Raw genomic sequence first — 20617 nt, 5'->3', positions numbered from 1 at the left:
CGCATGCTACCAGAGCCGGGCGCTCAAGGGAGCCGCCTGGCGGCCTGTTCAGGCAAAAGCGGGTTTTGAAGAGACTGGATTAGGATGAAAGAACACCCTCTCTCGGATCGGTCCTACAGCTACTTCGCCAATTTCCTCATAACCCTGACGCTGGTAAAAAGCCAGGTAGTGCTCGTTACCAGTGTCCAGCACCACCCCTTGGGTGCCTGGGTCTTCCGCGCACCAGTCGTGCACGGCTTGTAACAATTGCTCGCCGTAGTGCTTGCCCTGAAACTGCGGATGCACCCCCAGCAAAGGCAGCACATGCACCTGGTCAGTGGGCAGACAGCTGGCCAACGCAGCCTGGTAGTCCATGTAGCGCCGCGTACAGCGCAGGCCGGTACCCAGCATCATGCGCAGGCGCCAGGCCCAGCTGTCGGCCACGCCCAGCCGGCGCTGCGGCGGCACGATCAGGGCCAGGGCAATCAGGCGGTCCTCGACCAGCAGGCCAATGGCGGGCAGTTGCAGGTAGAAGTGCTGGCGCACCCATTCGCGCACCATCACCCGCAGGCGCCGCTCATACCCCGGGCGCTGGGCTTCGAAGATATAGGCGAAGGTGGGCTCGTGGCGGTAGGCGTTGTACAGCAGCGAACGTGCCTCGCGGCTGTAACCATCGTCGAGCAGGCAGACACGGGCCGGGGCGGCTGTGGTTTCGGGCATTGCGGAAAGACCTCCTGGAATGGGCGTTCAGTGCCTTGGAGGTGCCCCAGCGCGCTTCGTTCACCCCCAACAGCACGTTAGCAGCAGGCTCGCCTGGCCGCCATGCTGGTGATGCAGGTCGATGTCGGCTAGCATCGCGCCTTTTACCGGGATTGTCTTTCCATGAAGATCGTCTGTTTCAACATCAACGGCCTGCGGGCCCGCCCGCATCAGCTGGCGGCGCTGATCGAAAAGCACCAGCCGGACGTGATCGGCCTGCAGGAAACCAAGGTCAGCGACGATCAGTTCCCGCTGGCCGACGTGCAGGCACTGGGTTACCACGTGCACTACCATGGCCAGAAAGGCCACTACGGCGTGGCCCTGCTGTCGCGCCAGGCGCCGCTGAGCCTGCACAAGGGCTTTGCCACCGACGAAGAAGATGCCCAGCGCCGCTTCATCTGGGGTACCTTCGCCGATGCTGACGGCAGCCCGATCACCATCATGAACGGCTATTTCCCCCAGGGTGAAAGCCGCGACCACCCCACCAAGTTCCCAGCCAAGCAGCGCTTCTACAGTGACCTGCAGGCACTGCTGGAAAGCCAGTTCCGCAACGACCATCCAGTGCTGGTGATGGGCGACATGAACATCTCGCCGCAAGACTGTGATATCGGCATTGGCCCGGACAACGCCAAACGCTGGCTGAAGACCGGCAAGTGCAGCTTCCTGCCGGAAGAGCGTGAGTGGATGGAACGTTTGAAAGGCTGGGGGTTGGTAGACAGCTTCCGCCACCTGTACCCGGACGTGACCGACCGTTTCAGCTGGTTCGACTACCGAAGCCGCGGCTTCGAGGACGAGCCCAAGCGCGGCCTGCGCATCGACCTGATCATGGCCTCGCAACCGCTGGTGCCGCGCATCAAGGCAGCGGGGGTGGACTATGAACTGCGCGGGATGGAAAAGCCGTCGGACCATGCGCCGATCTGGCTGGAACTGAGCTGATTCTGGTGGTGGGCCCTCGTTGCACACCTTGGGCCCACACTTACAACCCCAGCCTCAACGCCTCCCCCACCCCCGCTCCACGCACATCGTCCGCTGCGCTGACCAAGGCAAAGTTATAAGCCCCATGCGACCAGTACCGCGCCTCCAACTGGCCATCGACCCGTTGCCCGTCCGGCATGCGCCGATAAAGGTCGCCCGGCGAGCGCAGGAACAGGCTGATGCGCTGGCCCTTGCCATCCTCGAACACCAACAGCGCCGCCGGCCCTTGCTCGTTGCTGAGCAAGCGCGCGCCCACTGGCTTGAAGCCGTAGCCGGCCAGGTCCGGTAACTGGCCCACCCGGCTGAAATGGCGCCCCAGCCAGTCGCGCAGCTGCCCAGGATCACTGGCCTGGATATCCAGTGCTTCACTGCTGGCGAACAAACGGTGTGCCTGAACAGCATCAGCCATGGGCAGGTCGGCTCGTGCAAGGGTTGCATCGCGCGCTTGCCAGCCGCCCAAGCCCCCCACACCCAACGCCAGCATCACCACCGCCGCCGCAGCCCAGCGTCGCTGCCGACGCTGGCGCAGTTGCCGACGCAACTGGCCAAGGTCCAACTGCGCCGCGCCGGGCAGTTCGCCCAATCCGGCCAGCGCTGTGCGCAGCCTTCGGGCATCGGCGCGCCAGCCTTCCACCCGTGCCGCAGCTTGCGGGTTGGCCGCCAGCCAGGCCTGCACCTCGGCCCGGCGCACAGGTTCCAGGCGCTCATCGACGTAAGCGTGCAATTCATCATCGCTGGGGATCAGGCGCGTCATTTCAGTCTCCGCAAGGCCGGGGGCTGGGGGTTGTCCTCGGTCAGTTCGCGCAAGGCATTGCGCGCGCGCGAAAGGCGCGACATCACAGTGCCGATGGGGATGCCCAAAGCCTGGGCGGCCTCCTTGTAACTCAAGCCTTCGATGCTGACCAGCAGCAACAAGGCACGCTGCTCCGCCGACAGCCGGGCAAAGGCCTGTAGGTCAGCCTGGGCCAGGACGATGGCTTCGATGTTGTCACCCGCCGGCTCTTCGTCGCGCTCGTTGCGGCCGAACCAGGACAGCCAGCGCGCATGCAAGCGCTCGCGACGCTTACCGTCGAGGAACTGTCGATAAAGGATGGTGAACAGCCAGGCACGCAGAGCATCAGCGTCGCGCTGCTGGTCGCGGCGGCTCAGGGCCCGCTCGACCGTCGCCTGCACCAGGTCGTCGGCGCTGCCCGGCTCGCGGGTCAGCCACACGGCAAAGCGGCGCAGGCGGGCCAGCAGCTCGCGCCACTGGTGGTCGTCCAAATCGTGCATGGTCAGGTACCGGCCTCTGGGGTTGTCAGTGTAAAGGGCAGACGCCTCTGAACAAATTCTATTCCCGATGAGGGAATAACTTTTTCCCTGCCCCGTCGTACTGGCACCTTCACTGAACCGGACAATGACCATGAACACACCCTTGCACGGCCCGGCCAAAGCCTTGCGCCTGGCCGCCATTGGCGGCGTGATGCTGGCCGCAGGTGCCGGCTTTGCCTATGCCGCCGGCTGGCTCGGCGAACCCCGACTGACGCCACAGCGCATCATCGACACCTTCGAAGCCCAGGCCGGGCATTACCCCGGCTATCGCAAGAACCACGCCAAGGGCTTGTGCGTGAGCGGCTACTTCCAGGCCAGCGGGCAGGCCGCCAACCTGTCCACGGCGCGCGCCTTCAGCCAGCAACGGGTGCCGGTGGTGGGCCGTTTTGCCATCGGCGGTGCCAACCCGTTCGCCCCGGATACCGCTATACCCGTTCGCAGCCTGGCGATTCAGCTAAGCACCGACGACGGTCAGGTCTGGCGGACGGGCATGAACAACCCACCGGTGCTGGCAGTCAGCACGCCGCAAGCTTTCTACCAGCAAGTACTGGCGAGCACACCAGACCCGGCTACCGGCAAACCGGACCCTGGCAAGCTGCAGGCGTTCTTTGCCGCCCACCCGGAAAGCGCGGCGTTTCGCCAATGGGCGGCGGGCTACAAACCCAGCGACAGCTTCGCCAACACGCAATACCACAGTATCAATGCCTTCCGCCTGATCGACGCAGCTGGCGCGGCCCACCCGGTGCGTTGGCAGCTTGAGCCACAAACTGCATTTGCGGCATTGCCCACCCAGGTTGATGACAAGCAATTCCTGCAACACGACTTGCAGCAACGCCTTGCCCAAGGCCCGTTGCGCTGGAAGCTGCGTCTGGTGCTGGCCGAACCGGGCGACGCCGTGGACGACCCTGCCCGGCCGTGGCCCACCGAGCGGCGTAGCGTGGACGCCGGCACCCTGGTGCTGGAACAGGTAGACGCCCCCGAGCAAGGGGCCTGCCGCGACCTCAACTTCGACCCGCTGATCCTGCCGCGCGGTATAGAGGCATCGGCCGATCCGATCCTCGCCGCCCGCTCGGCCGCCTATTCGGAATCGTTCAACCGCCGTAGCCGCGAATCGCTCAGCACCGGAGCCAAGCCATGAAACCTGAAGCCTTCCACCCTTTTGCCCGTTTGCTGCATTGGCTGATGGCCGTGCTGATACTGGCCATGTTGTTCATCGGTGTGAGCATGGTCGCCGACCTGTCGCTACGCCACCCGGTGCTGATCAGCCTGCACAAGGCCACCGGCCTGGCCCTGCTGGTGCTGGTGGTGCTGCGCATTGCTGCGCGCCTGACCCTACCTCATCCGCCCCTGCCGAACGACCTGCCAAAACTGCAGCGCTGGACCGCCGGAGCCTCGCATCTGCTGCTCTATGGCCTGATGCTGGCCATGCCGCTGCTGGGCTGGGCCATGCTGTCGGCCGGCGATTACCCGCGCCCGCTCGGCTTGCCCGCCATTGCCCCCCACAACCTTCAACTGTATGCCGTGTTGCGCCAGGCCCATGGCTGGGCGGGCTACCTGCTGTTCGCCACGGTGCTGGTGCATGTGGGTGCAGCCTTGATGCACGCGTGGGTGCGCCGCGACGGTGTGTTGCGTAGCATGTGGCCTGGCCCCCTGCGCCGCAGTGATTGAGCTGCAGCAGCCCAGGGATTCGACACTCGATAATAGTTCTTAATAATATCGGCTTTTATTTGCCGCACTGCCCTGGACCGCTCATGAACGTCGCAAAGGATCCTGCAACCCTTCTGCCTGCCAGCACCCTGGACTTGCGCCCGCTGCTGCTGGCCAACATGGCCTGCACCATGTCGATGATGGCCTTCGTTGCCCTGATCGGCCCGATAGCCCGCCAGCTTGGCATGGCCACCTGGCAAGCCGGCGCCGCCATAACCGTGGCCGGCGTGGTCTGGGTGCTGCTGGCCCGGCCCTGGGGCCGCGCGGCAGACCGCCTGGGCCGCCGGCGCATCCTGCTGCTGGGCAGCGCCGGCTTTACCCTGGCTTACTGGCTGCTGTGCCTGTTCGTCGAAGGCGCACTGCGCTGGCTGCCGGGGGCAACCTTGGCGTTCATCGGCCTGATGATCGCGCGCGGTTGCATCGGCGCCTTCTATGCCGCCATCCCGGTAGGCTGCAATGCGCTGATCGCCGACCATGTCGAGCCGCAACGCCGAGCGCGGGCCATGGCCTCACTGGGGGCGGCCAACGCCGTCGGCCTGGTGGTCGGGCCAGCACTGGCCGCACTGCTGGCGCGTCACAGCCTGAGCCTGCCGTTCCATATCATGTCGCTGCTGCCGGCCACTGCCTTCCTCGTGCTGTTTTTTACCCTCAAACCACAGGCGCTGCCGCACAGCCACGCCCCCAGTCCGGTGCGGCTGAACGACCCGCGCCTGCGCCGGCCGCTGCTGGTGGCATTCAGCGCCATGCTCAGTGTGACCGTGTCGCAGATCATCGTCGGTTTCTTTGCCCTTGACCGCTTGCATCTGGGCCCTGCCGAAGCCGCCCAGGCGGCTGGCATCGCCCTGACCACCGTGGGTGTGGCACTGATGCTGGCACAGGTGATCCTGCGCCAACTGGAGTGGCCACCGCTGAAGATGATCCGGGTGGGTGCCACGGTATCGGCACTGGGCTTTGCCTGTGGCTCACTGGCCACCACGGCCCCCTGGCTGTGGGCTTGCTATTTTGTTGCGGCAGCGGGCATGGGCTTCGTGTTCCCGGCGTTTTCGGCACTGGCGGCCAATGCCATGCAGGCCTCCGAACAAGGCGCCACAGCCGGCTCCATTGGCGCCGCCCAAGGCATGGGCGCGGTGATCGGGCCGCTCGCCGGTACCTTGGTGTATGCCCTTGATCCACGCTTGCCATTCTTGGCCGTGGCCGTGCTGTTGCTGCTGGTCGGGCTGTGGCCAATGCCGCGTGAGCAGCGGGTTTGAGAAGCACAGCGCGCAAGGGCGCAGAGTGTGTTTTAATGCGCATCGCTCATTATTATTGACACCTCTGATTACAAGGCGGCTATGGACACGGGGACGCGACTCAAACTGGTGCGTGAACGCAACAACCTCTCCCAACGGGAATTGGCCCGCCGCAGCGGGCTGACCAATTCGACGATCTCGCAGATCGAGCAGAATCGCGTCAGCCCTTCGGTCAGCTCCCTGAAAAAACTGCTCGAGGGCATTCCCATGAGCCTGGCGGAGTTTTTCAGCTTCGACGAGCCGGTGCGTGAGGAACGCTACGTATTCCGTGGTGGCGAACAACCCGACCTGGGCCGCAATGGCCTGCGCATGCTGCTGGTCGGCGCCAGCGTCGAAGGCCGGCAGATGCGCATGCTGCGTGAGCTGTACGCACCCGGCGCCGACTCTGGCGAGCCGATCGTGCATGCTGAAGGCGAAGAATGCGGGCTGGTCACCCGTGGTACCGTCGAGCTGTGGGTCGACGGCCAGGTCAGCGTGCTCAACTCGGGCGACGGTTACTACATCCCCACGACCCTGCCGCACAGTTTCAAGAACATCGGCCCGGATGAGGCCGAGATCATCAGCGCCAACACGCCGGCGAATTTCTGATCTTGATCCACAGACGTTCACTGAGCGCCCGGGATGTCTACCAGTGCCTGCGCAATGTGGCGCTTGGCGTGCATCACCTTGAGGTGGTTGCACGCCGCGAGGGCGGCTTGGTCGATGTCGGTATCCAGGGCTGGCAACTGACATTGGCCCTGGATACTGAGGGCTTGGCGCATTGCGTTCATTGCCAAGCCCCCGGCGGCGAACAGGCCGGGCTCGAGCACTGGCAGCGCTATGGCACCAACCCCACCGACCTGCTCAGCCTGTGGGAGCGCACTCAGCTGGAGAGGCTGTTGGCGCTCTGACGCAGCGCCTCCTCGACAAAGTCCAGGCGGTCCTGGCCGAAGAACATCCCATCACCGACAAAACAGGTGGGCGCGCCAAACACCCCGCGCGCCACAGCGGCCTCGGTCGCCTGCTTTAGCGCGGCTTTTACTTCGCTGTCAGCGGCCAGGGCATGAAAAACCTGCGGGTCGAAGCCTGCCTGCGCGAGTGTTTCATTCAGCACAGCGCTGTCGCTCAGGTTGCGGCGCTGTACCCACAGCCCGGTGAACAGCACCATTAGCAATGCCTCGAACCGATCCGGTGAATGCAACTGGGTACCCGTCACGCCACGCATCAAAGTCAGGGTATTGACCGGGAAGCCCGGCGGCATCCCGAACGGCACTCCATAGCGTTCGGCAAAGCGGGCCAGGTCGGTGAACATGTAGCGCCCTTTGGCCGGGATCATGGCCGGCGAAGCATTGCCGGTAGCCTGGAAAACCCCGCCAAGCAGCATTGGCCGGTAGTGCAGCGCGGCCCCCTGGCGGGCGCACAGGTTCGGCAGTTGGGTCCAGGCCAGGTAGCTGGCTGGGCTGCCCAGGTCAAAAAAGAAATCGACAGACGTGTGCATGGTTACGGTCCTTGCGAGTTAACGGGGGTTTACCAGCGTTCCATCCAGGGGCGCAGGTCCAGCTCGAAGGTCCAGGCGTCGCGGGGCTGGGCGTGCAGGAACCAGTAACTGTCGGCAATGTGCGCCGGGTCAAGGATGCCATCCTGGTCCTTGAGGGCATAGCGCTCGGGGAAGCTGTCGCGGATGAAGACCGTGTCGATGGCACCGTCCACCACCACATGGGCGACATGGATGTTGCGTGGCCCCAACTCGCGCGCCATGCTCTGTGCCAAGGCACGCAAGCCATGCTTGGCCCCGGCGAAAGCGGCAAAACCGGCTGCACCGCGAGTGCCGGCTGTAGCACCGGTGAACAGGAGGGTGCCACGCTCACGCTGAACCATGCGCCGGGCCACCGCCTGCGCGGTGAGGAAACCGGCAAAGCAGGCCATTTCCCAGATCTTGAAGTACTTGCGCGGGGTTTCCTCGAGGATGCTGCACGGTACATTCGCACCGATATTGAAGACAAATGCCTCAATCGGGCCTATATCACGCTCGATAGTCTCCACCAGCGCGGCCACCTCCTCTTCCTTGCGCGCATCAGAGCCAAAACCGTAGGCCCGGCCGCCAGCGGCCTGTATTTCCTCCAGCAGCGGCTGCAGTTTGTCGGCCTGGCGCCGGGTTACGCAGGCAATGTAACCCTCACGCGCAAAGCGCTTGGCGATTTCGCCCCCAGTGGCGTCGCCCGCCCCGATCACCAGCACGACTTTTTGTTGTTCTGACATGCCTGCCTCCATGGGTAAATGATCGTTTAGTAAACGAACGCTATGCTATGATCGCGGTCATCGTCAAGCCTGTCTGTCGAGGCATGTGAATGCGCTATTCCAACGAACACAAACAGCAAACCCGCGAACGGCTGCTGGCCAGCAGCGGCGCGCTGGCCAAGCGCGGGGGGTTTGCCAGTACCGGCGTGGCCGGGCTGATGAAAGCGATCGGCCTGACCGGCGGTGCCTTCTACAACCACTTCCCGTCCAAGGACGACCTGTTTACCGAGGTGGTACGCCAGGAGCTGAGCAACAGCCCCCTGATACGCCTGGCCTGCCAGGGCGCCAACCGCGAACGCCTTGGCCGCTGCCTGCAGCAGTACCTGAGCCTGGCCCACCTGCGCAATGCCGAAGGTGGATGCCCATTGCCGCCGTTGGGTGTGGAAATCGCCCGGGCCGACACACCGGTGCGTGAAGTGGCGGAGCACTGGCTGGTAGAACTGCACCAGGCCTGGAGCACAACCCTGGAGGATGAGCAACTGGCCTGGGTGCTGATCAGCCAGTGCGTAGGGGCATTGCTGGTCGGGCGCATGCTGGCCAGTGAAAGCGTGCAAGCGCAAGTACTGGGCGCCAGCCGCCAGTTTGTCGAACAGGCCCTGCATGAGGCGGATTAGTGCGCTGCTGGGGTTGCTGCTGGCCCTGCCAGCGCATGCCGAACAGGCCTGCCCGCCCGGGCAGTATCAGGTGTGCCTGATGGGCTGTTTCTGCGCCCCGATCGACCCAGGCCAGGCCGGGCAGATCCTCAAGGATGTGGAGGTCATGGCCTCGTCCAGCCTGACCTACGCCTTGCGCCAGGCCCGTGACGAAGCCACGGCCAGCGGTGTGCAGCCGATTCCGTTGCATATCCGGGCGCAGCTTGAACCTTGGTATGACTTTGCCGTGCTCGACGCGGCGCGCTTTCGGGTGGGGGATGAGCAACAAATGAGCGCAGCCAATGCGCTATTGCAGAACCCCGATGTGAACGCCGTTACACTGATCGACACGATCATCTTCCGCCGGGCCGCCGATGCCGAGGACAACGTTGCCTTGTGGGCGCACGAGCTCAAGCATGTGCAGCAGTATCAGGAACTGGGCGTGGAGGAGTTTGCCCGACGCTATACGCGCAACTTCGACGACCTGGAGGGGCCGGCCTACAAGATCGAGGCCGAAGTCGGCAAGGCGCTGCGCGAGCGTCGTTCAGGCCAGGCCCGCTGATCGCTGCCATTGCGCTCCTGCATGGGAGCGCGAAGGCGTTCAGGACACCGCCGAGGCTTCCACCGCCTGGTCACGGCTGGCATAGCGCTGCGCCAGCACAGCACACACCATCAGCTGTATCTGGTGGAACAGCATTAGCGGCAAGATCATCGCGCCAATGCCACTGCCCACGAACAACACCTGGGCCATGGGCACCCCCGTGGCCAGGCTTTTCTTGGAGCCGGCAAACAGGATGGTGATGCGATCCTCAAGGTCGAAGCCCAGCGCCTTGCCAAGCATGCGTGTGCCAAACAGCACCACTGCCAGCAGAATTGCGCACACCACGAACAACCCCGCCAGGTGCTGCGGCGATACGGTGTGCCACAGCCCGGTAACCACGGCCTCACTGAAGGCGGTGTACACCACCAGCAGGATCGAACCCTGGTCCACCACCTTGAGCCAGCGCGCATTGCGCTTGACCCAGGCACCGATCCAGCGCCGCGCGATCTGCCCGGCAACGAACGGCACCAGCAGCTGCAAAGTGATCTTCAATACCGCATCCAGACCGGACCCCGTATCACCACTGGCACCCAGCAACAACATCACCAGCAACGGTGTGAGGAAGATACCCAGCAGGCTGGAGGCCGCCGCGCTGCAGATGGCCGCTGGCACGTTACCGCGGGCCAGCGAAGTAAAGGCAATGGCCGACTGCACGGTGGCAGGCAAGGCACACAGGTACAGGATGCCAAGGTAAAGCTCGTTACCCACCAGCGGTACGAACAGAGGTTTGAACGCCAGGCCCAGCAGTGGGAACAATACGAAAGTACAGGAGAACACCAGTAGGTGCAGGCGCCAGTGCCCGGCACCGGTAATGATGGCTTCACGCGACAGTTTGGCGCCATGCAGGAAGAACAACAGGCCAATGGCCAGGTTGGTCAGCCAGCCGAAATATACCGCGCCATCGCCCGAGCAAGGCAGCACGGTGGCGATGAGTACCACACCGAGCAAGGCCAGGGTGAAATTGTCAAATAACATGCGCAAATACTTCATCACTGTATCCATCTTGTCATGGTGGCTGGGCAGACGATAAGTTCTTTGGCTCTCCGTCGCTAACGCCGGAACCCCGAGTGATATCGCTCAACGGACACGCTCCACAAAAGGACCCACCATGTTCCGCCCACGTCTGGCTGTACTTGCAGCCGCCATCACCCTCGCTTTTGGCCATACCAGCGCCCAGGCCGACGACCAGTTACAGGCCAAGGTCGACCAGATCATCCGCCCGCTCATGCAGGAACAAGGCATCACCGGCATGGCTGTGGCCATCTATGCACGCGACCACGCGCATTACTTCAGCTACGGCGTGGCCAGCAAGGCCGACAACGTACCGGTGAGCCGCGATACGCTGTTCGAGATTGGTTCGCTGAGCAAGACCTACACTGCCACACTGGCCGCGCTTGCCAGCGCCGAGGGCAAGCTTGACCTCCAGGCCCCGGCCAAGCGCTACCACCCGGCACTGGCCGGCGCCCCCATCGGCGACGCAACGGTGCTGGAACTGGGCGCCTATAGCGCCGACTGCCTGCCACTGCAGTTCCCCGAATCTGTGCAAACGCCGCAACAGGTAGTCGATTTCTTCCGCCACTGGCAACCTCGCGCCAAACCCGGCACCCAGCGCTGCTACTCGAACCCCAGCCTGGGCTTGTTCGGTGACCTTGCCGCCCGTGCGCAGCACCAACCGTTTTCCACGCTGATGAATGAGGGCCTGCTGACGAAGATGGGCCTGAAAAATACCTACCTTCAGGTTCCGGCCAGCGCCCAGGGCCTTTATGCCCAAGGGTATGACGCCGCCGACAAGCCGGTGCGCATGGGTCCGGGCCCTTACGCCGACGAGGCCTACGGCATCAAAACCAGCGCCAGCGACCTGCTGCGCTATGTGCGCCTGCACATGCAGCCGCAGGGCCTGCCGCCGGCCTTGGTGAAAGCCACCGCCATTACCCAGCAAGGCTATTTCCAGGTCGGCGCCATGACGCAAGGCCTGGGCTGGGAACGCTACCCCTACCCGGTCACGCTGCGCACACTGATCGATGGCAACAGCTCGCTGCTGATCCGTGAACCGCAGGCAACCACTCGCTTGCAGCCGGCCCTGCCCGCGCTACCGGCAGCCTGGTACAACAAGACTGGTTCCACCAATGGCTTCGGCGCGTATGCCGCGTTTGTACCCGCAGAACAGCTGGCAGTCGTGTTGCTGGCCAATCGGAATTACCCCAACCAAGCGCGGGTGCAAGCCGCCTTCGACATCCTTTCCGGCTTGTGACGCGAGCTGTGATTGTCGGACAAAACGACAGAATGTAGTGAGCAAAAAAAATCACTACAAAACGGTTGACGCCGTTCATCGCCCTTGGGCATGATGAAGCCGTCTCCCCGATCGGGAGCGGTGGCAAGGGTGTTCCAGACGGCCTGCGCGGTAACGCAGGCCGTCCGTGGAGAGGGAAACTGTCCAAAAGGCAGCGTGAGAAAGCCCCTGTTGCGATGCTGCTGTAGCAGCCTTGGTAGTGCGCTACACCGTGATAGCGCCAACTGTGAAAATCACCTATGAATGGGTAATGGGGGCTTTATGATGAACTTGAACAACAATCCGACTATCGACCAATTGGCCCAGCTGTTTGCCGTGCGCAAGGACAGCCTTGACGACCATCTGCTGTGGGTTAGCCAAACCGGTGAAGTGCGCCTCGACCGCCTGCCACCGAACACCGTCGAAGATGAATTTGAAGAGCACCTGCCCAGCATGCGTGCCCGCTTCAAGGTCTACCGCCGTGGCCAAGGCTACGTCGGCAAGAAAGCCGCCGCAGACACCGAATTCGTCGGCCGCGTGCTGCAGACCCTGCAACAAGAATGGCCCGCTGCCCGTGAGCAGCAGGCAGTCAAGGTGATCGAACCGCTGAATTGAGGGTTCGCACCCTTACCAAAGCCCGGCCCGCACAGGCCGGGCTTTTTCATGCCTGGCGCCGCTGCAAGCGGGTTTCCGGCAAAGGCAAGGCGCCCGTTGCCATCGCCCTGGCGCGGTCGACACCCCACACCAGCGCACGGGTCATGGTCTCGCCCGGCAGCGCCGGGTAATACTCTTCCAGCACCGCCCGCCCATCCCCGGCGTACACCCCCAGAAACAACTGCGTCGCCCCCAGGCGCGACAAGCGCACCTGCACGTCCAGTGTGGTGCCGTCGCTGAGTGCTTCGTCGTGGCAGCGGCTGTGCAACTGTGCGTCGGCCCACTGCCAATAGGTTTCTTCCCTGACTCGCATGAGCATTCAATCCTCCGTCGCTGGAATGCCGCGCCAGAAAACCACAGGCCGGGCCATCCGGCGAGCGCTACCGGGCAATACCATGAGGCGGATCAACGAATGGCAATAAAAACCCCGCCGTTGGGCGGGGGGCGTGTGCAGGCGCGGGCTCACTTCTTGATCGGTACCCGCGGCATGAAGCGGCCTTTTTTGCTGCGCTGCAAATGTGCAGGCTGGAGCTGTTCGGAATCATCCAGCGTCATGTGGGCGAAACCCAGGCGAAATGCCGCCTGGCCGCAACGCACCTGGCTGTTGATAGGGAACGCATCGTTCAGGTCTTCGAAAAAGGATTCGCTCATGCCCAGTGTCCCTCCGGTGGCGGTCGCGCCGGCAACCAGACAAGTTGCCCAGGAAACGCGGCCTGTGAGAGTGAGACTAGCTGGTCATTTGCGGACCGACCGGACAAGAACCTTGTAGCCGACCAGTGGCAGAAGGCTTTACCTCAGGCGTACTGCTGTGCCGGTAGCAAATACCACGACCATGCCACCCTGTACCGACGGCATGCTGATCTCAAAGTCCACCCCCACTACCGCATCGGCTTGCAACTGTCGTGCCCGGGCCTTGAGTTCTTCAGTGGCCTGCTCCCGGGCCTCGCGCAACGCGCTTTCCAGGGTTTGCGAACGACCGCCGAAGAAGTCGCGAAACCGTGTAAAGAAATCGCGCACGAAGTTGATGCCCTGCACCGATTCGGAACTGACCACGCCCAGGTATTCGGCAATCGGGCGGCCTTCGAGCTGGCTGGTGGTGGAAATGATCATGGATGCGCTCCGTTGGCCTGACAAAAAGAGGCCGATTCTAACAGAGCGCAGCTCAGCAGATTTAAGCGCCTACGCGTTGGCAGCTCGCAAGCGCTGACCGATGCGCGCACCGAATACATTCACCAGCAGCCCGGCCATCACCAGCAATGCGCCCCAGCCCTGAGTGGCGGTCAGGCGCTCTCCCAGCAGCAAAGCCGACGAACTCAGGCCAATCACCGGTACCAGCAGCGAGAACGGCGCCACCTTGCCTGCCGGGTGACGCGACAGCAACTTGCTCCACAGGCTGTAGCCGAGCATGGTGGCCACAAAGGCCAGATACGCCAGGGCCAGCACCGAACTCCAACTGATATTGGCCAAGGCATGGCCAATGCGGTCGGGGCCTTCCAGCCACCAGGACAGTGCCAGGAATGGCAGTGGCGGTATCAGCCCACCCCAGATCACCAACGCGACCAGGTCGACCGAGCCGAACCGCCGGGTAATGATGTTCCCCAGGCCCCACATTGCACCGCCACACAGGGTCAGCACCAACGCCAGCATGGGCACATGGCCGCCGTCTTCGCTGCCGATCAGTGCCAGGCCGCCGGCCGCCACCAGCAGCCCCAGCACGCTGGCCAGGCGCAGCCGCTCACCGAGAAACAACGCAGCAAAACCGAGGGTGAAGAAAGCTTGCGACTGCAGGATCAACGAAGCCAACCCTGGCGGCATGCCGCTGTACATGGCCTGAAACAGGAACGCGAACTGGCCCAGTGAAATGGTCGCACCGTAAGCGATCAGCCAGCGCCATGGCAGTTTGGGCCGTCTGACCAGCAAGATCGCCGGGAACGCCACCAGCAAGAAACGCAATGCCCCCAGCAGCATCGGCGGCAGCCCGTCGAGGCCAACCTTGATGACCACAAAGTTGACTCCCCAGGCGACAATCACCACCAGGGCGATAAGCAGGTCCTTGAGTGGCATTGCGACTTCCTTCTGCAGGCTTTTTTAGACATATTTCGTTACAGCATAAAGGCATTCCATAAAAACGGACCAGCACAGTTGAAACCAATGGTTGCACTACAGTGACTGTTCCGTCCGCCCACTGTCGGCTGGACGTCAACGTTGCCAAATCAAAGAACAGGTTCAATCCTGATAACCAGGTGCCACCTTTTCCAGCATTCGCAACAATGCCGCCCACGCCAATTGCAGCGCATCCGGGTCGGTCAGTTCCCCCTGCTTCAAGCCTCTCCCCGGCGCGTTGAACTGCCGCTCGGTATGCCTGCACACTTCAGTCGACGGCAATATCAGTTGCCCAGCACTCTGCGCCGCCAATTGGATCTCGCAAGCCTTTTCCAGGTAGTACATGCGCAGGAAGGCTTCAGCCACACTGCGTCCCGTGGTCAACAGCCCATGGTTGCGCAGAATCATCACCGGCTTGTTGCCCAGGTCAGCCACCAGCCGTTGCTGTTCATCCATGTCCAGCGCAATGCCCTCGTAGCCGTGGTAAGCCACATTGCCGTAAAACTCCATGGACATCTGGTTGATCGGCAGCAAGCCACACTCCAGTGCGGCCACCGCGCAACCTGCTCGGGTGTGGGTGTGCAGCACGCACCGGGCATCCTCGCGGGCAGCGTGAATGGCACTGTGAATGACGAACCCGGCCGGGTTGACTGGATGACGGGCAGCGCCCACCGGCCGCCCTTGCAGGTCGATCTTCACCAGACTGGAAGCTGTAATCTCATCGAAGAGCAGGCCATAAGGGTTGATCAGGAAATGGTGCTCCGGCCCAGGCAGACGCAGGGAGATATGCGTGAAGATCAGATCGCTCATGCGAAAATGCGCGATCAGCCGGTAGCAGGCAGCCAGCTCCCGACGCAGGCTTTGTTCCGTTGCAGTCATCTTGTTTTCCTTTACCGAACGCTATTTGCTGGCCCAGGCGTTGAAGCGCTGCTCCAGTTCTTCGCCATGATCGACCCAGAATTCCACGTTCATGGCCAGCGCCCCTTGCAGGTTCTGTGGCGAAGTGGGTACCCAGTTGGCCAGCGCCGGGTCAAGCCTGGCTGCGGCCTGGGTATTGGTCGGCCCATAGGGTATCTGCTGCACATACCGCACCTGGGTATCCGGCTGATTGGCATAGGCAATCAGCCGCTTGGCCTGGTCGACATGCCGCGAGCCTTTGATGATCGCCCAATAGTCCATACCGTACAGGCTGCCAGGCCATACCACAGCCAACGGGCTGCCCTGCTGCGCCGCCACCGCAATTCGTCCGCTGTAGGTGGAGGTCATCACCACGTCGCCGGCTGCCAGCCATTGCGCGGGTTGAGCGCCGGCGTCCCACCACTGGATATGGGGCTTGAGTTCGCTGAGTTTGGCGAAGGCCCGCTCGACACCCGCCGGCGTGGACAGCACGCGGTAAACGTCCTCGACCTTGACCCCGTCAGCCAACAGCGCGAATTCCAGGTTGTACACCGCACGCTTGCGCAGGCCGCGCTTGCCTGGGTACTTGTTGATGTCCCAGAAATCGGCCCACGAGGCCGGCGCCTGGGCCAGCTTGTTGCGGTCATAGGCAATAGCCACGCTCCAGACCAGCGCGGCCGAACCACAATCCTGTGCGGCTTCCGGGATCAGTTCGGCTGCATGGCCCAGGCGCTGCCAGTCCAGGTGCTCGTATATCCCCTCGTCGCAGCCGCGCATCAAGTCAGGCCCTTCGATCTGCACCACGTCCCAATCGACGTGGCCGGTGTCAGCCATGACCTGGATCCGTGCCATTTCGCCGTTGTATTCACCCTGGATCAGCTGGCTGCCGTCCTGGGCAATGAAGGGCTTGAAAATTGCCTCATCCTGGGCCTTCTGGCCCGCGCCGCCATAACCGACCACAACCATCTGCTGCGCAGCTTGCGCAGTGCCCAGGCCAAGGGCCAGCAAGGCTGCACAAAGGCCGGTCACTCCTGGAAATAGCTGCATCGTAGTTTCCTCCTGCCGGTGCCCGACGGGCCCGTTTTCTTGTTGTTCTGAGGTCACACCCTCGCCATGCGAGTGAGGAAAACCTAGACAGACGCCAGTAAAAAAACAAGTTGATTTTTTACTATTGCTACACTTTTATAAGGAAAAATAACAACCCTGTACCGGAGCCACGTGATGCAGACCGCCTTCCCTCATCTGTTCGAGCCCTTGCAGATTCGCGGCAAACGTTTGAAGAACCGCATCATGTCCACCGGGCACGACACCTGCCTACCCACCGACAACCTGGTCAACGACAAACTGATCGCCTACCAGCGCGACCGTGCTGCCGGTGGCGTCGGCTTGATCGTGCTGCAGGTCGCCGGGGTGCACGACAGTGCCCGTTACACCTCGCATGTGCTAATGGCCACTGACGATGCCTGCATCGACGGCTACCGCCAGCTTGCCGAGGCCTGCCATGCGCACGGCACCGTGGTGCTGTCGCAACTGTTTCACCCCGGGCGGGAGATCATGGAGTCGGCAGACGGCCTGTTGGCGGTAGCCTACTCGGCCTCTGCGGTGCCCAATGAGCGCTTCCGGGTGATGCCGCGCGCGCTGGACCAGGCAATGATCGACGAAATCGTCCAGGGCTACGCCAGCGCCGCCCGCCGCCTGCACCAGGCCGGGCTGGATGGCGTCGAGGTGGTGGCCAGTCATGGCTACCTGCCCGCGCAGTTTCTCAACCCGCGGGTAAACGTACGCAGTGATGGCTACAACGGCGATCTGGATCAGCGCCTGAGGTTCTTGCGCGAAGTGCTGGCCGCGGTACGTGCCGCCACCGATGAGCAGTTCATCATTGGCCTGCGCATCAGCGCTGACGAGCGTGACAGCCAAGGCCTGAGCGAAGACGAGTCACTGGCTGCTGCCGTGGCCTTGCAGGGCCAGCTCGACTACCTGCATGTCGTCGCCGGCACCTCGGCCTCGCTGGGTGGCGCGGTCCATATCGTCCCGCCAATGGCTATCGAACCCGCGTACCTGGCCCGCGAGGCTGGCACCTTCAAGCGACAGCTGGCTATCCCCCTGTTCGTCACCGGGCGCATCAACCAGCCTCAGGAAGCCGAGCTGATCCTGGCTCGCGGCCAGGCTGATGTGTGCGGCATGACCCGGGCGCTGATCTGCGACCCGTTGATGCCAGTCAAAACCAAACGCGGCCAGGTCGAAGACGTGCGCGCCTGCATCGCCTGCAACCAGGCATGCATCGGCCATTTCCATCGTGGCTTGCCCATTTCCTGCATCCAGCACCCGGAAACCGGCCGAGAGTTACAGTACGGGCACCTTACGCCCACTTCCTCACCCAAGCGCATAATGGTCGCCGGCGGTGGGCCTGCAGGCATGAAGGCCGCGGCCGTGGCCGCTGCGCGCGGGCACCAGGTCACTCTGTACGAGGCGGGTCCGCAGCTCGGTGGGCAGGTGCTGCTCGCCCAGCTGCTGCCACGGCGCAGCGAGTTCGGGGGTGCCAGCACCAACCTGCAACGGGAAATGGCCTTGGCGGGGGTACAAGTGGTGCGCAACACCCGGGTCGACCGCGCACTGGTCGAACGTGAGCGCCCTGATCTGGTCATCGCTGCTACCGGCGCCATCCCCTACTGGCCTGCGTTCGAGCGTACCGGCGAACTTCAGATAGTGGACGCCTGGCAAGTGTTGCGCAACGAGGCGAAACCCGGGCGTTCGGTGCTGGTGATCGACTGGCGCTGTGACTGGATCGGCCCCGGTATCGCCGAACGCCTGGTGCGCGAAGGCCATCAGGTTCAGTTGGCGGTCAACGGCACTCATTGCGGCGAGAGCCTGCCGCTTTATGTACGTGACCAACTGGCCGGCGAGCTGCATCGCCTGGGTATCCCTGTCACCCCATACGCACGCCTTTATGGCTGCGACGACAACACGGTATACCTGCAGCACACCGCCAGCGGCGATCCGATGATCTTCGAAGATATCGACACCCTGGTGCTGTGCATGGGGCATCAACCTCAAGACCGCCTGGCCACTGAACTGGCTGGTGTGGTGGACGTGCGGCGGATTGGCGACTGCCTGGCGCCGCGCACGGCCGAAGAAGCGATTCACGATGGTCTGACGGTTGCCTGGGCACTCTGAGGCTGTACATACTGCGGCTTTTGCGATGGACCGACGTGCATGAGCCAACCCTCCCAGCCTCCCGCCAGCGAACCCGGGGGCGCCGCGCCGCAGTTCCTCGGCACCCGCATCCGCGGCCTGCGCAAGCGCCGCGGCATGACCCTGGCGGAGCTGGCCGCACACAGTGAACTGACCGCAGGCTACATCAGCCAGCTGGAGCGCAACCTCTCCTACCCGTCGATCCCGGCGCTGTTCAACATCGCCCGCAGCCTGGGCGTGACCATCCAGTGGTTCTTCGCCAGCGAGGCCACCACCGCGCCCGAAGACCAAGGCTATGTGGTGCGGCGCAACAGCCGCCTGAGCGTGCATTACGAAGATGGCATCGTCGATCAACTGCTCACCCCCCAGCCGAATCGCCAGCTGGAGATGCTGCACTCACGTTTCCCTCCGGGTACCTACAGCCAGCAAAGTTACAGCCACGACGGTGAAGAAGCCGGTTACCTGCTCAGCGGCACGTTTGAGCTGTGGGTAGGCGAGCGGCATTTCCAACTGAGTGAAGGCGACAGCTTCAGCTTCTCGAGCCAGGAACCTCATCGCTACGGCAACCCCGGTGAAGTAGATGCCGTGGTGATCTGGGTGATCACGCCGCCAACATTCTGAAGCACTCCAGCAAGCACTGGTAACACCGTTGACCGGCAACACGGTCTACCTTGTCCACCGAACTTCTAAGGAGCACAACCATGAAGCAGATCCTGATCATTGGTGCGGGCTTTGCCGGCCTGTGGAGCGCGCTCAGCGCCATCCGCCAGCTTGACCTCAACGCCAGCAAGGACGTCGAGGTCACCTTGCTCGCACCCCAGGCTGAACTGCATGTGCGTCCGCGCTTCTACGAGCCAGACGTGCATACCATGGCCGCACCACTGCAGGCACTGCTCGATGTTGTAAATGTCCGCTTCGTGCCGGGCACGGCATTCCATATCGATGAAGCGGCCCGCCGCGTGGGCTATCGCACCCGCAGTGGCACTCGGTGCGCCCTGCCCTACGACCGCCTGATCATGGCCTGCGGCAGTGTGCTCGATCGCCCTGACATGGTTGGCATCGAGCATGTCTTCGATGTCGACAAGCTCGACAGTGCCGCACGCCTGGAAAACCACCTGAAGTCGCTGGCCAGCCTGCCGAACACGCCGGCGCGCAATACCGTGGTGGTAGCCGGGGGCGGTTTTACCGGCATCGAAACGGCCACCGAACTGCCGGCCCGCTTGCGCGCGATACTGGGCGAAGACGCCGCGTTGCGCGTAGTGGTAATCGACCGCGGCGCCAGGATTGGCGCAGCCCTGGGTGACGGCATCCGCCCAGCCATCGAGCAGGCGTGCGAGGCCCTGGGCGTGGAGTGGGTTTGCGGTGCCACGGTGGTTTCGGTAGACCCTGCCGGTGTACAGCTGGACAACGGCCAGCGTATCGACGCCAGCACGGTGGTCTGGACTGTTGGCTTCAAGGCCAACCCGCTCACCGAACAGATCAGCGGCGAGCGCGACAACCGCGGCCGTTTGCATGTCGATGGCAACCTGAAGGTCAAGGGCAATGAGGCCGTGTATGCAGCTGGAGACGTGGCTTACGCCACCTGTGACGCGCTTGGCAATCATGCCGTGATGTCGTGCCAGCATGCGATTCCGCTGGGGCGCCATGCGGGCAACAATGCCGCTGCCGAGTTGCTGGGCGTGGCACCGATGGCTTACAGCCAGCCCAAGTACGTGACGTGCCTGGACCTGGGGGCCTGGGGCGCGGTGTACACCGAAGGATGGGACCGTGTGGTTTCGCCACCGGAGGACAAGACCGAAGCCAAGGCGCTGAAGCGCCAGATCAATTCAGTGTGGATTTATCCGCCAGCGGCTGACCGGGCAGCGGCCCTGGCGGCAGCTGATCCGCTTATCCCGGTGGCCTGAACGCTTCTACAGGTTGGAGTGGCCTTGTGCTTCGACAAGGCCACGCCTGCAACCAACCGCTCCCTTGA

The 20617-nt window shown here is 63.2% G+C and carries 25 protein-coding genes; 13 read left to right on the top strand and 12 right to left on the bottom strand.

What is annotated here, in order from left to right; all coding sequences use genetic code 11:
• Positions 1-48 precede the first annotated feature (48 nt).
• Entirely contained in the window at positions 49-699 is a 651-nt protein-coding gene (locus tag QCL51_RS11455) for a GNAT family N-acetyltransferase (protein WP_004576713.1), read from the bottom strand.
• Between the two features lie 162 nt (positions 700-861).
• Between QCL51_RS11455 and xthA the strand changes: the two genes are divergently transcribed.
• A complete protein-coding gene (gene xthA / locus QCL51_RS11450) occupies positions 862-1674 on the top strand; it encodes an exodeoxyribonuclease III (protein WP_020192971.1) in 813 nt (270 codons plus the stop codon).
• A gap of 40 nt (positions 1675-1714) precedes the next feature.
• Here xthA and QCL51_RS11445 read toward each other — a convergent pair whose 3' ends face one another.
• A complete protein-coding gene (locus tag QCL51_RS11445) occupies positions 1715-2467 on the bottom strand; it encodes an anti-sigma factor (protein WP_275966977.1) in 753 nt (250 codons plus the stop codon).
• Entirely contained in the window at positions 2464-2985 is a 522-nt protein-coding gene (locus QCL51_RS11440) for a sigma-70 family RNA polymerase sigma factor (RefSeq protein WP_275966978.1), read from the bottom strand. Before QCL51_RS11440 ends, QCL51_RS11445 begins: the two co-directional genes overlap by 4 nt.
• A gap of 124 nt (positions 2986-3109) precedes the next feature.
• On the opposite strand from QCL51_RS11440, the gene QCL51_RS11435 reads away from it, so the two are divergent.
• The 5 genes from QCL51_RS11435 to QCL51_RS11415 all read left to right on the top strand — a co-directional run bounded on the left by QCL51_RS11435 (position 3110) and on the right by QCL51_RS11415 (position 6910).
• Complete coding sequence (locus tag QCL51_RS11435; RefSeq protein WP_103462420.1) at positions 3110-4162, top strand: catalase family peroxidase; 1053 nt, start codon at positions 3110-3112, stop codon at positions 4160-4162.
• On the top strand, positions 4159-4692 hold the full coding sequence (locus tag QCL51_RS11430) for a cytochrome b (protein ID WP_021782375.1): 534 nt from the start codon (positions 4159-4161) through the stop codon (positions 4690-4692). Before QCL51_RS11435 ends, QCL51_RS11430 begins: the two co-directional genes overlap by 4 nt.
• A gap of 83 nt (positions 4693-4775) precedes the next feature.
• On the top strand, positions 4776-5981 hold the full coding sequence (locus tag QCL51_RS11425) for an MFS transporter (RefSeq protein ID WP_103462419.1): 1206 nt from the start codon (positions 4776-4778) through the stop codon (positions 5979-5981).
• An 81-nt stretch (positions 5982-6062) separates the two neighbouring features.
• Positions 6063-6608, top strand: a complete 546-nt coding sequence (locus QCL51_RS11420) for a cupin domain-containing protein (RefSeq protein ID WP_003248033.1) — start codon at positions 6063-6065, stop codon at positions 6606-6608.
• A gap of 2 nt (positions 6609-6610) precedes the next feature.
• Positions 6611-6910: a hypothetical protein gene (locus QCL51_RS11415; RefSeq protein ID WP_230849508.1), complete on the top strand. Its 300-nt coding sequence runs from the start codon at positions 6611-6613 to the stop codon at positions 6908-6910.
• On the opposite strand, the gene QCL51_RS11410 is transcribed toward QCL51_RS11415, so the two are convergent.
• Positions 6883-7497 carry a 2-hydroxychromene-2-carboxylate isomerase gene (locus QCL51_RS11410; protein ID WP_103444512.1) on the bottom strand — a complete coding sequence of 205 codons (615 nt, stop codon included), beginning with the start codon at positions 7495-7497 and terminating at the stop codon, positions 6883-6885. The two genes, QCL51_RS11415 and QCL51_RS11410, sit on opposite strands and share 28 nt — an antisense overlap.
• Before the next feature lie 29 nt (positions 7498-7526).
• Positions 7527-8258: an SDR family oxidoreductase gene (locus tag QCL51_RS11405; protein ID WP_021782371.1), complete on the bottom strand. Its 732-nt coding sequence runs from the start codon at positions 8256-8258 to the stop codon at positions 7527-7529.
• An 89-nt stretch (positions 8259-8347) separates the two neighbouring features.
• Between QCL51_RS11405 and QCL51_RS11400 the strand changes: the two genes are divergently transcribed.
• Positions 8348-8911 (top strand): TetR/AcrR family transcriptional regulator, encoded by a 564-nt coding sequence (locus tag QCL51_RS11400; protein ID WP_021782370.1) that lies wholly within the window; start codon positions 8348-8350, stop codon positions 8909-8911.
• Entirely contained in the window at positions 8898-9491 is a 594-nt protein-coding gene (locus QCL51_RS11395) for a DUF4157 domain-containing protein (RefSeq protein ID WP_021782369.1), read from the top strand. Before QCL51_RS11400 ends, QCL51_RS11395 begins: the two co-directional genes overlap by 14 nt.
• Before the next feature lie 39 nt (positions 9492-9530).
• On the opposite strand, the gene QCL51_RS11390 is transcribed toward QCL51_RS11395, so the two are convergent.
• Entirely contained in the window at positions 9531-10532 is a 1002-nt protein-coding gene (locus QCL51_RS11390) for a bile acid:sodium symporter family protein (protein ID WP_021782368.1), read from the bottom strand.
• A gap of 106 nt (positions 10533-10638) precedes the next feature.
• Here QCL51_RS11390 and ampC point away from each other — a divergent pair, with 106 nt between their 5' ends.
• Together ampC and QCL51_RS11380 are read left to right on the top strand one after the other, a co-directional pair.
• A complete protein-coding gene (ampC, locus tag QCL51_RS11385) occupies positions 10639-11781 on the top strand; it encodes a class C beta-lactamase (protein WP_021782367.1) in 1143 nt (380 codons plus the stop codon).
• A 300-nt stretch (positions 11782-12081) separates the two neighbouring features.
• Positions 12082-12414 carry a hypothetical protein gene (locus tag QCL51_RS11380; RefSeq protein ID WP_003253895.1) on the top strand — a complete coding sequence of 111 codons (333 nt, stop codon included), beginning with the start codon at positions 12082-12084 and terminating at the stop codon, positions 12412-12414.
• 46 nt (positions 12415-12460) lie between these two features.
• Here the strand turns inward: QCL51_RS11380 and QCL51_RS11375 are convergent, their stop codons facing one another.
• The 6 genes from QCL51_RS11375 to QCL51_RS11350 all read right to left on the bottom strand — a co-directional run bounded on the left by QCL51_RS11375 (position 12461) and on the right by QCL51_RS11350 (position 16500).
• The gene (locus QCL51_RS11375; RefSeq protein ID WP_021782366.1) at positions 12461-12772 is read right to left on the bottom strand and encodes a hypothetical protein; all 312 of its coding nucleotides are present in this window, start codon (positions 12770-12772) and stop codon (positions 12461-12463) included.
• 143 nt (positions 12773-12915) lie between these two features.
• Complete coding sequence (locus QCL51_RS11370) at positions 12916-13104, bottom strand: hypothetical protein (protein ID WP_021782365.1); 189 nt, start codon at positions 13102-13104, stop codon at positions 12916-12918.
• A gap of 138 nt (positions 13105-13242) precedes the next feature.
• Positions 13243-13563 carry a YbjQ family protein gene (locus tag QCL51_RS11365; protein ID WP_021782364.1) on the bottom strand — a complete coding sequence of 107 codons (321 nt, stop codon included), beginning with the start codon at positions 13561-13563 and terminating at the stop codon, positions 13243-13245.
• A 69-nt stretch (positions 13564-13632) separates the two neighbouring features.
• Positions 13633-14517 (bottom strand): EamA family transporter, encoded by an 885-nt coding sequence (locus QCL51_RS11360; RefSeq protein ID WP_021782363.1) that lies wholly within the window; start codon positions 14515-14517, stop codon positions 13633-13635.
• Positions 14518-14679: 162 nt separating this feature from the next.
• Positions 14680-15435: a class II aldolase/adducin family protein gene (locus QCL51_RS11355; RefSeq protein WP_084850762.1), complete on the bottom strand. Its 756-nt coding sequence runs from the start codon at positions 15433-15435 to the stop codon at positions 14680-14682.
• Positions 15436-15456: 21 nt separating this feature from the next.
• Positions 15457-16500: an ABC transporter substrate-binding protein gene (locus QCL51_RS11350; RefSeq protein WP_028697217.1), complete on the bottom strand. Its 1044-nt coding sequence runs from the start codon at positions 16498-16500 to the stop codon at positions 15457-15459.
• Between the two features lie 174 nt (positions 16501-16674).
• Between QCL51_RS11350 and QCL51_RS11345 the strand changes: the two genes are divergently transcribed.
• The 3 genes from QCL51_RS11345 (at position 16675) to QCL51_RS11335 (ending at position 20549) form a co-directional block, all read left to right on the top strand.
• Positions 16675-18627 carry an FAD-dependent oxidoreductase gene (locus QCL51_RS11345; protein WP_053870399.1) on the top strand — a complete coding sequence of 651 codons (1953 nt, stop codon included), beginning with the start codon at positions 16675-16677 and terminating at the stop codon, positions 18625-18627.
• A gap of 39 nt (positions 18628-18666) precedes the next feature.
• Positions 18667-19266 (top strand): cupin domain-containing protein, encoded by a 600-nt coding sequence (locus tag QCL51_RS11340; RefSeq protein WP_017147667.1) that lies wholly within the window; start codon positions 18667-18669, stop codon positions 19264-19266.
• A gap of 80 nt (positions 19267-19346) precedes the next feature.
• On the top strand, positions 19347-20549 hold the full coding sequence (locus tag QCL51_RS11335) for an FAD-dependent oxidoreductase (protein WP_028697219.1): 1203 nt from the start codon (positions 19347-19349) through the stop codon (positions 20547-20549).
• The last annotated feature ends 68 nt before the right edge of the window (positions 20550-20617 follow it).

The organism is Pseudomonas sp. LTR0 (genome assembly GCF_036630035.1).
Taxonomy (GTDB): domain Bacteria; phylum Pseudomonadota; class Gammaproteobacteria; order Pseudomonadales; family Pseudomonadaceae; genus Aquipseudomonas; species Aquipseudomonas putida_Y.
This window is presented reverse-complemented; position numbering and strand designations above follow the sequence as displayed.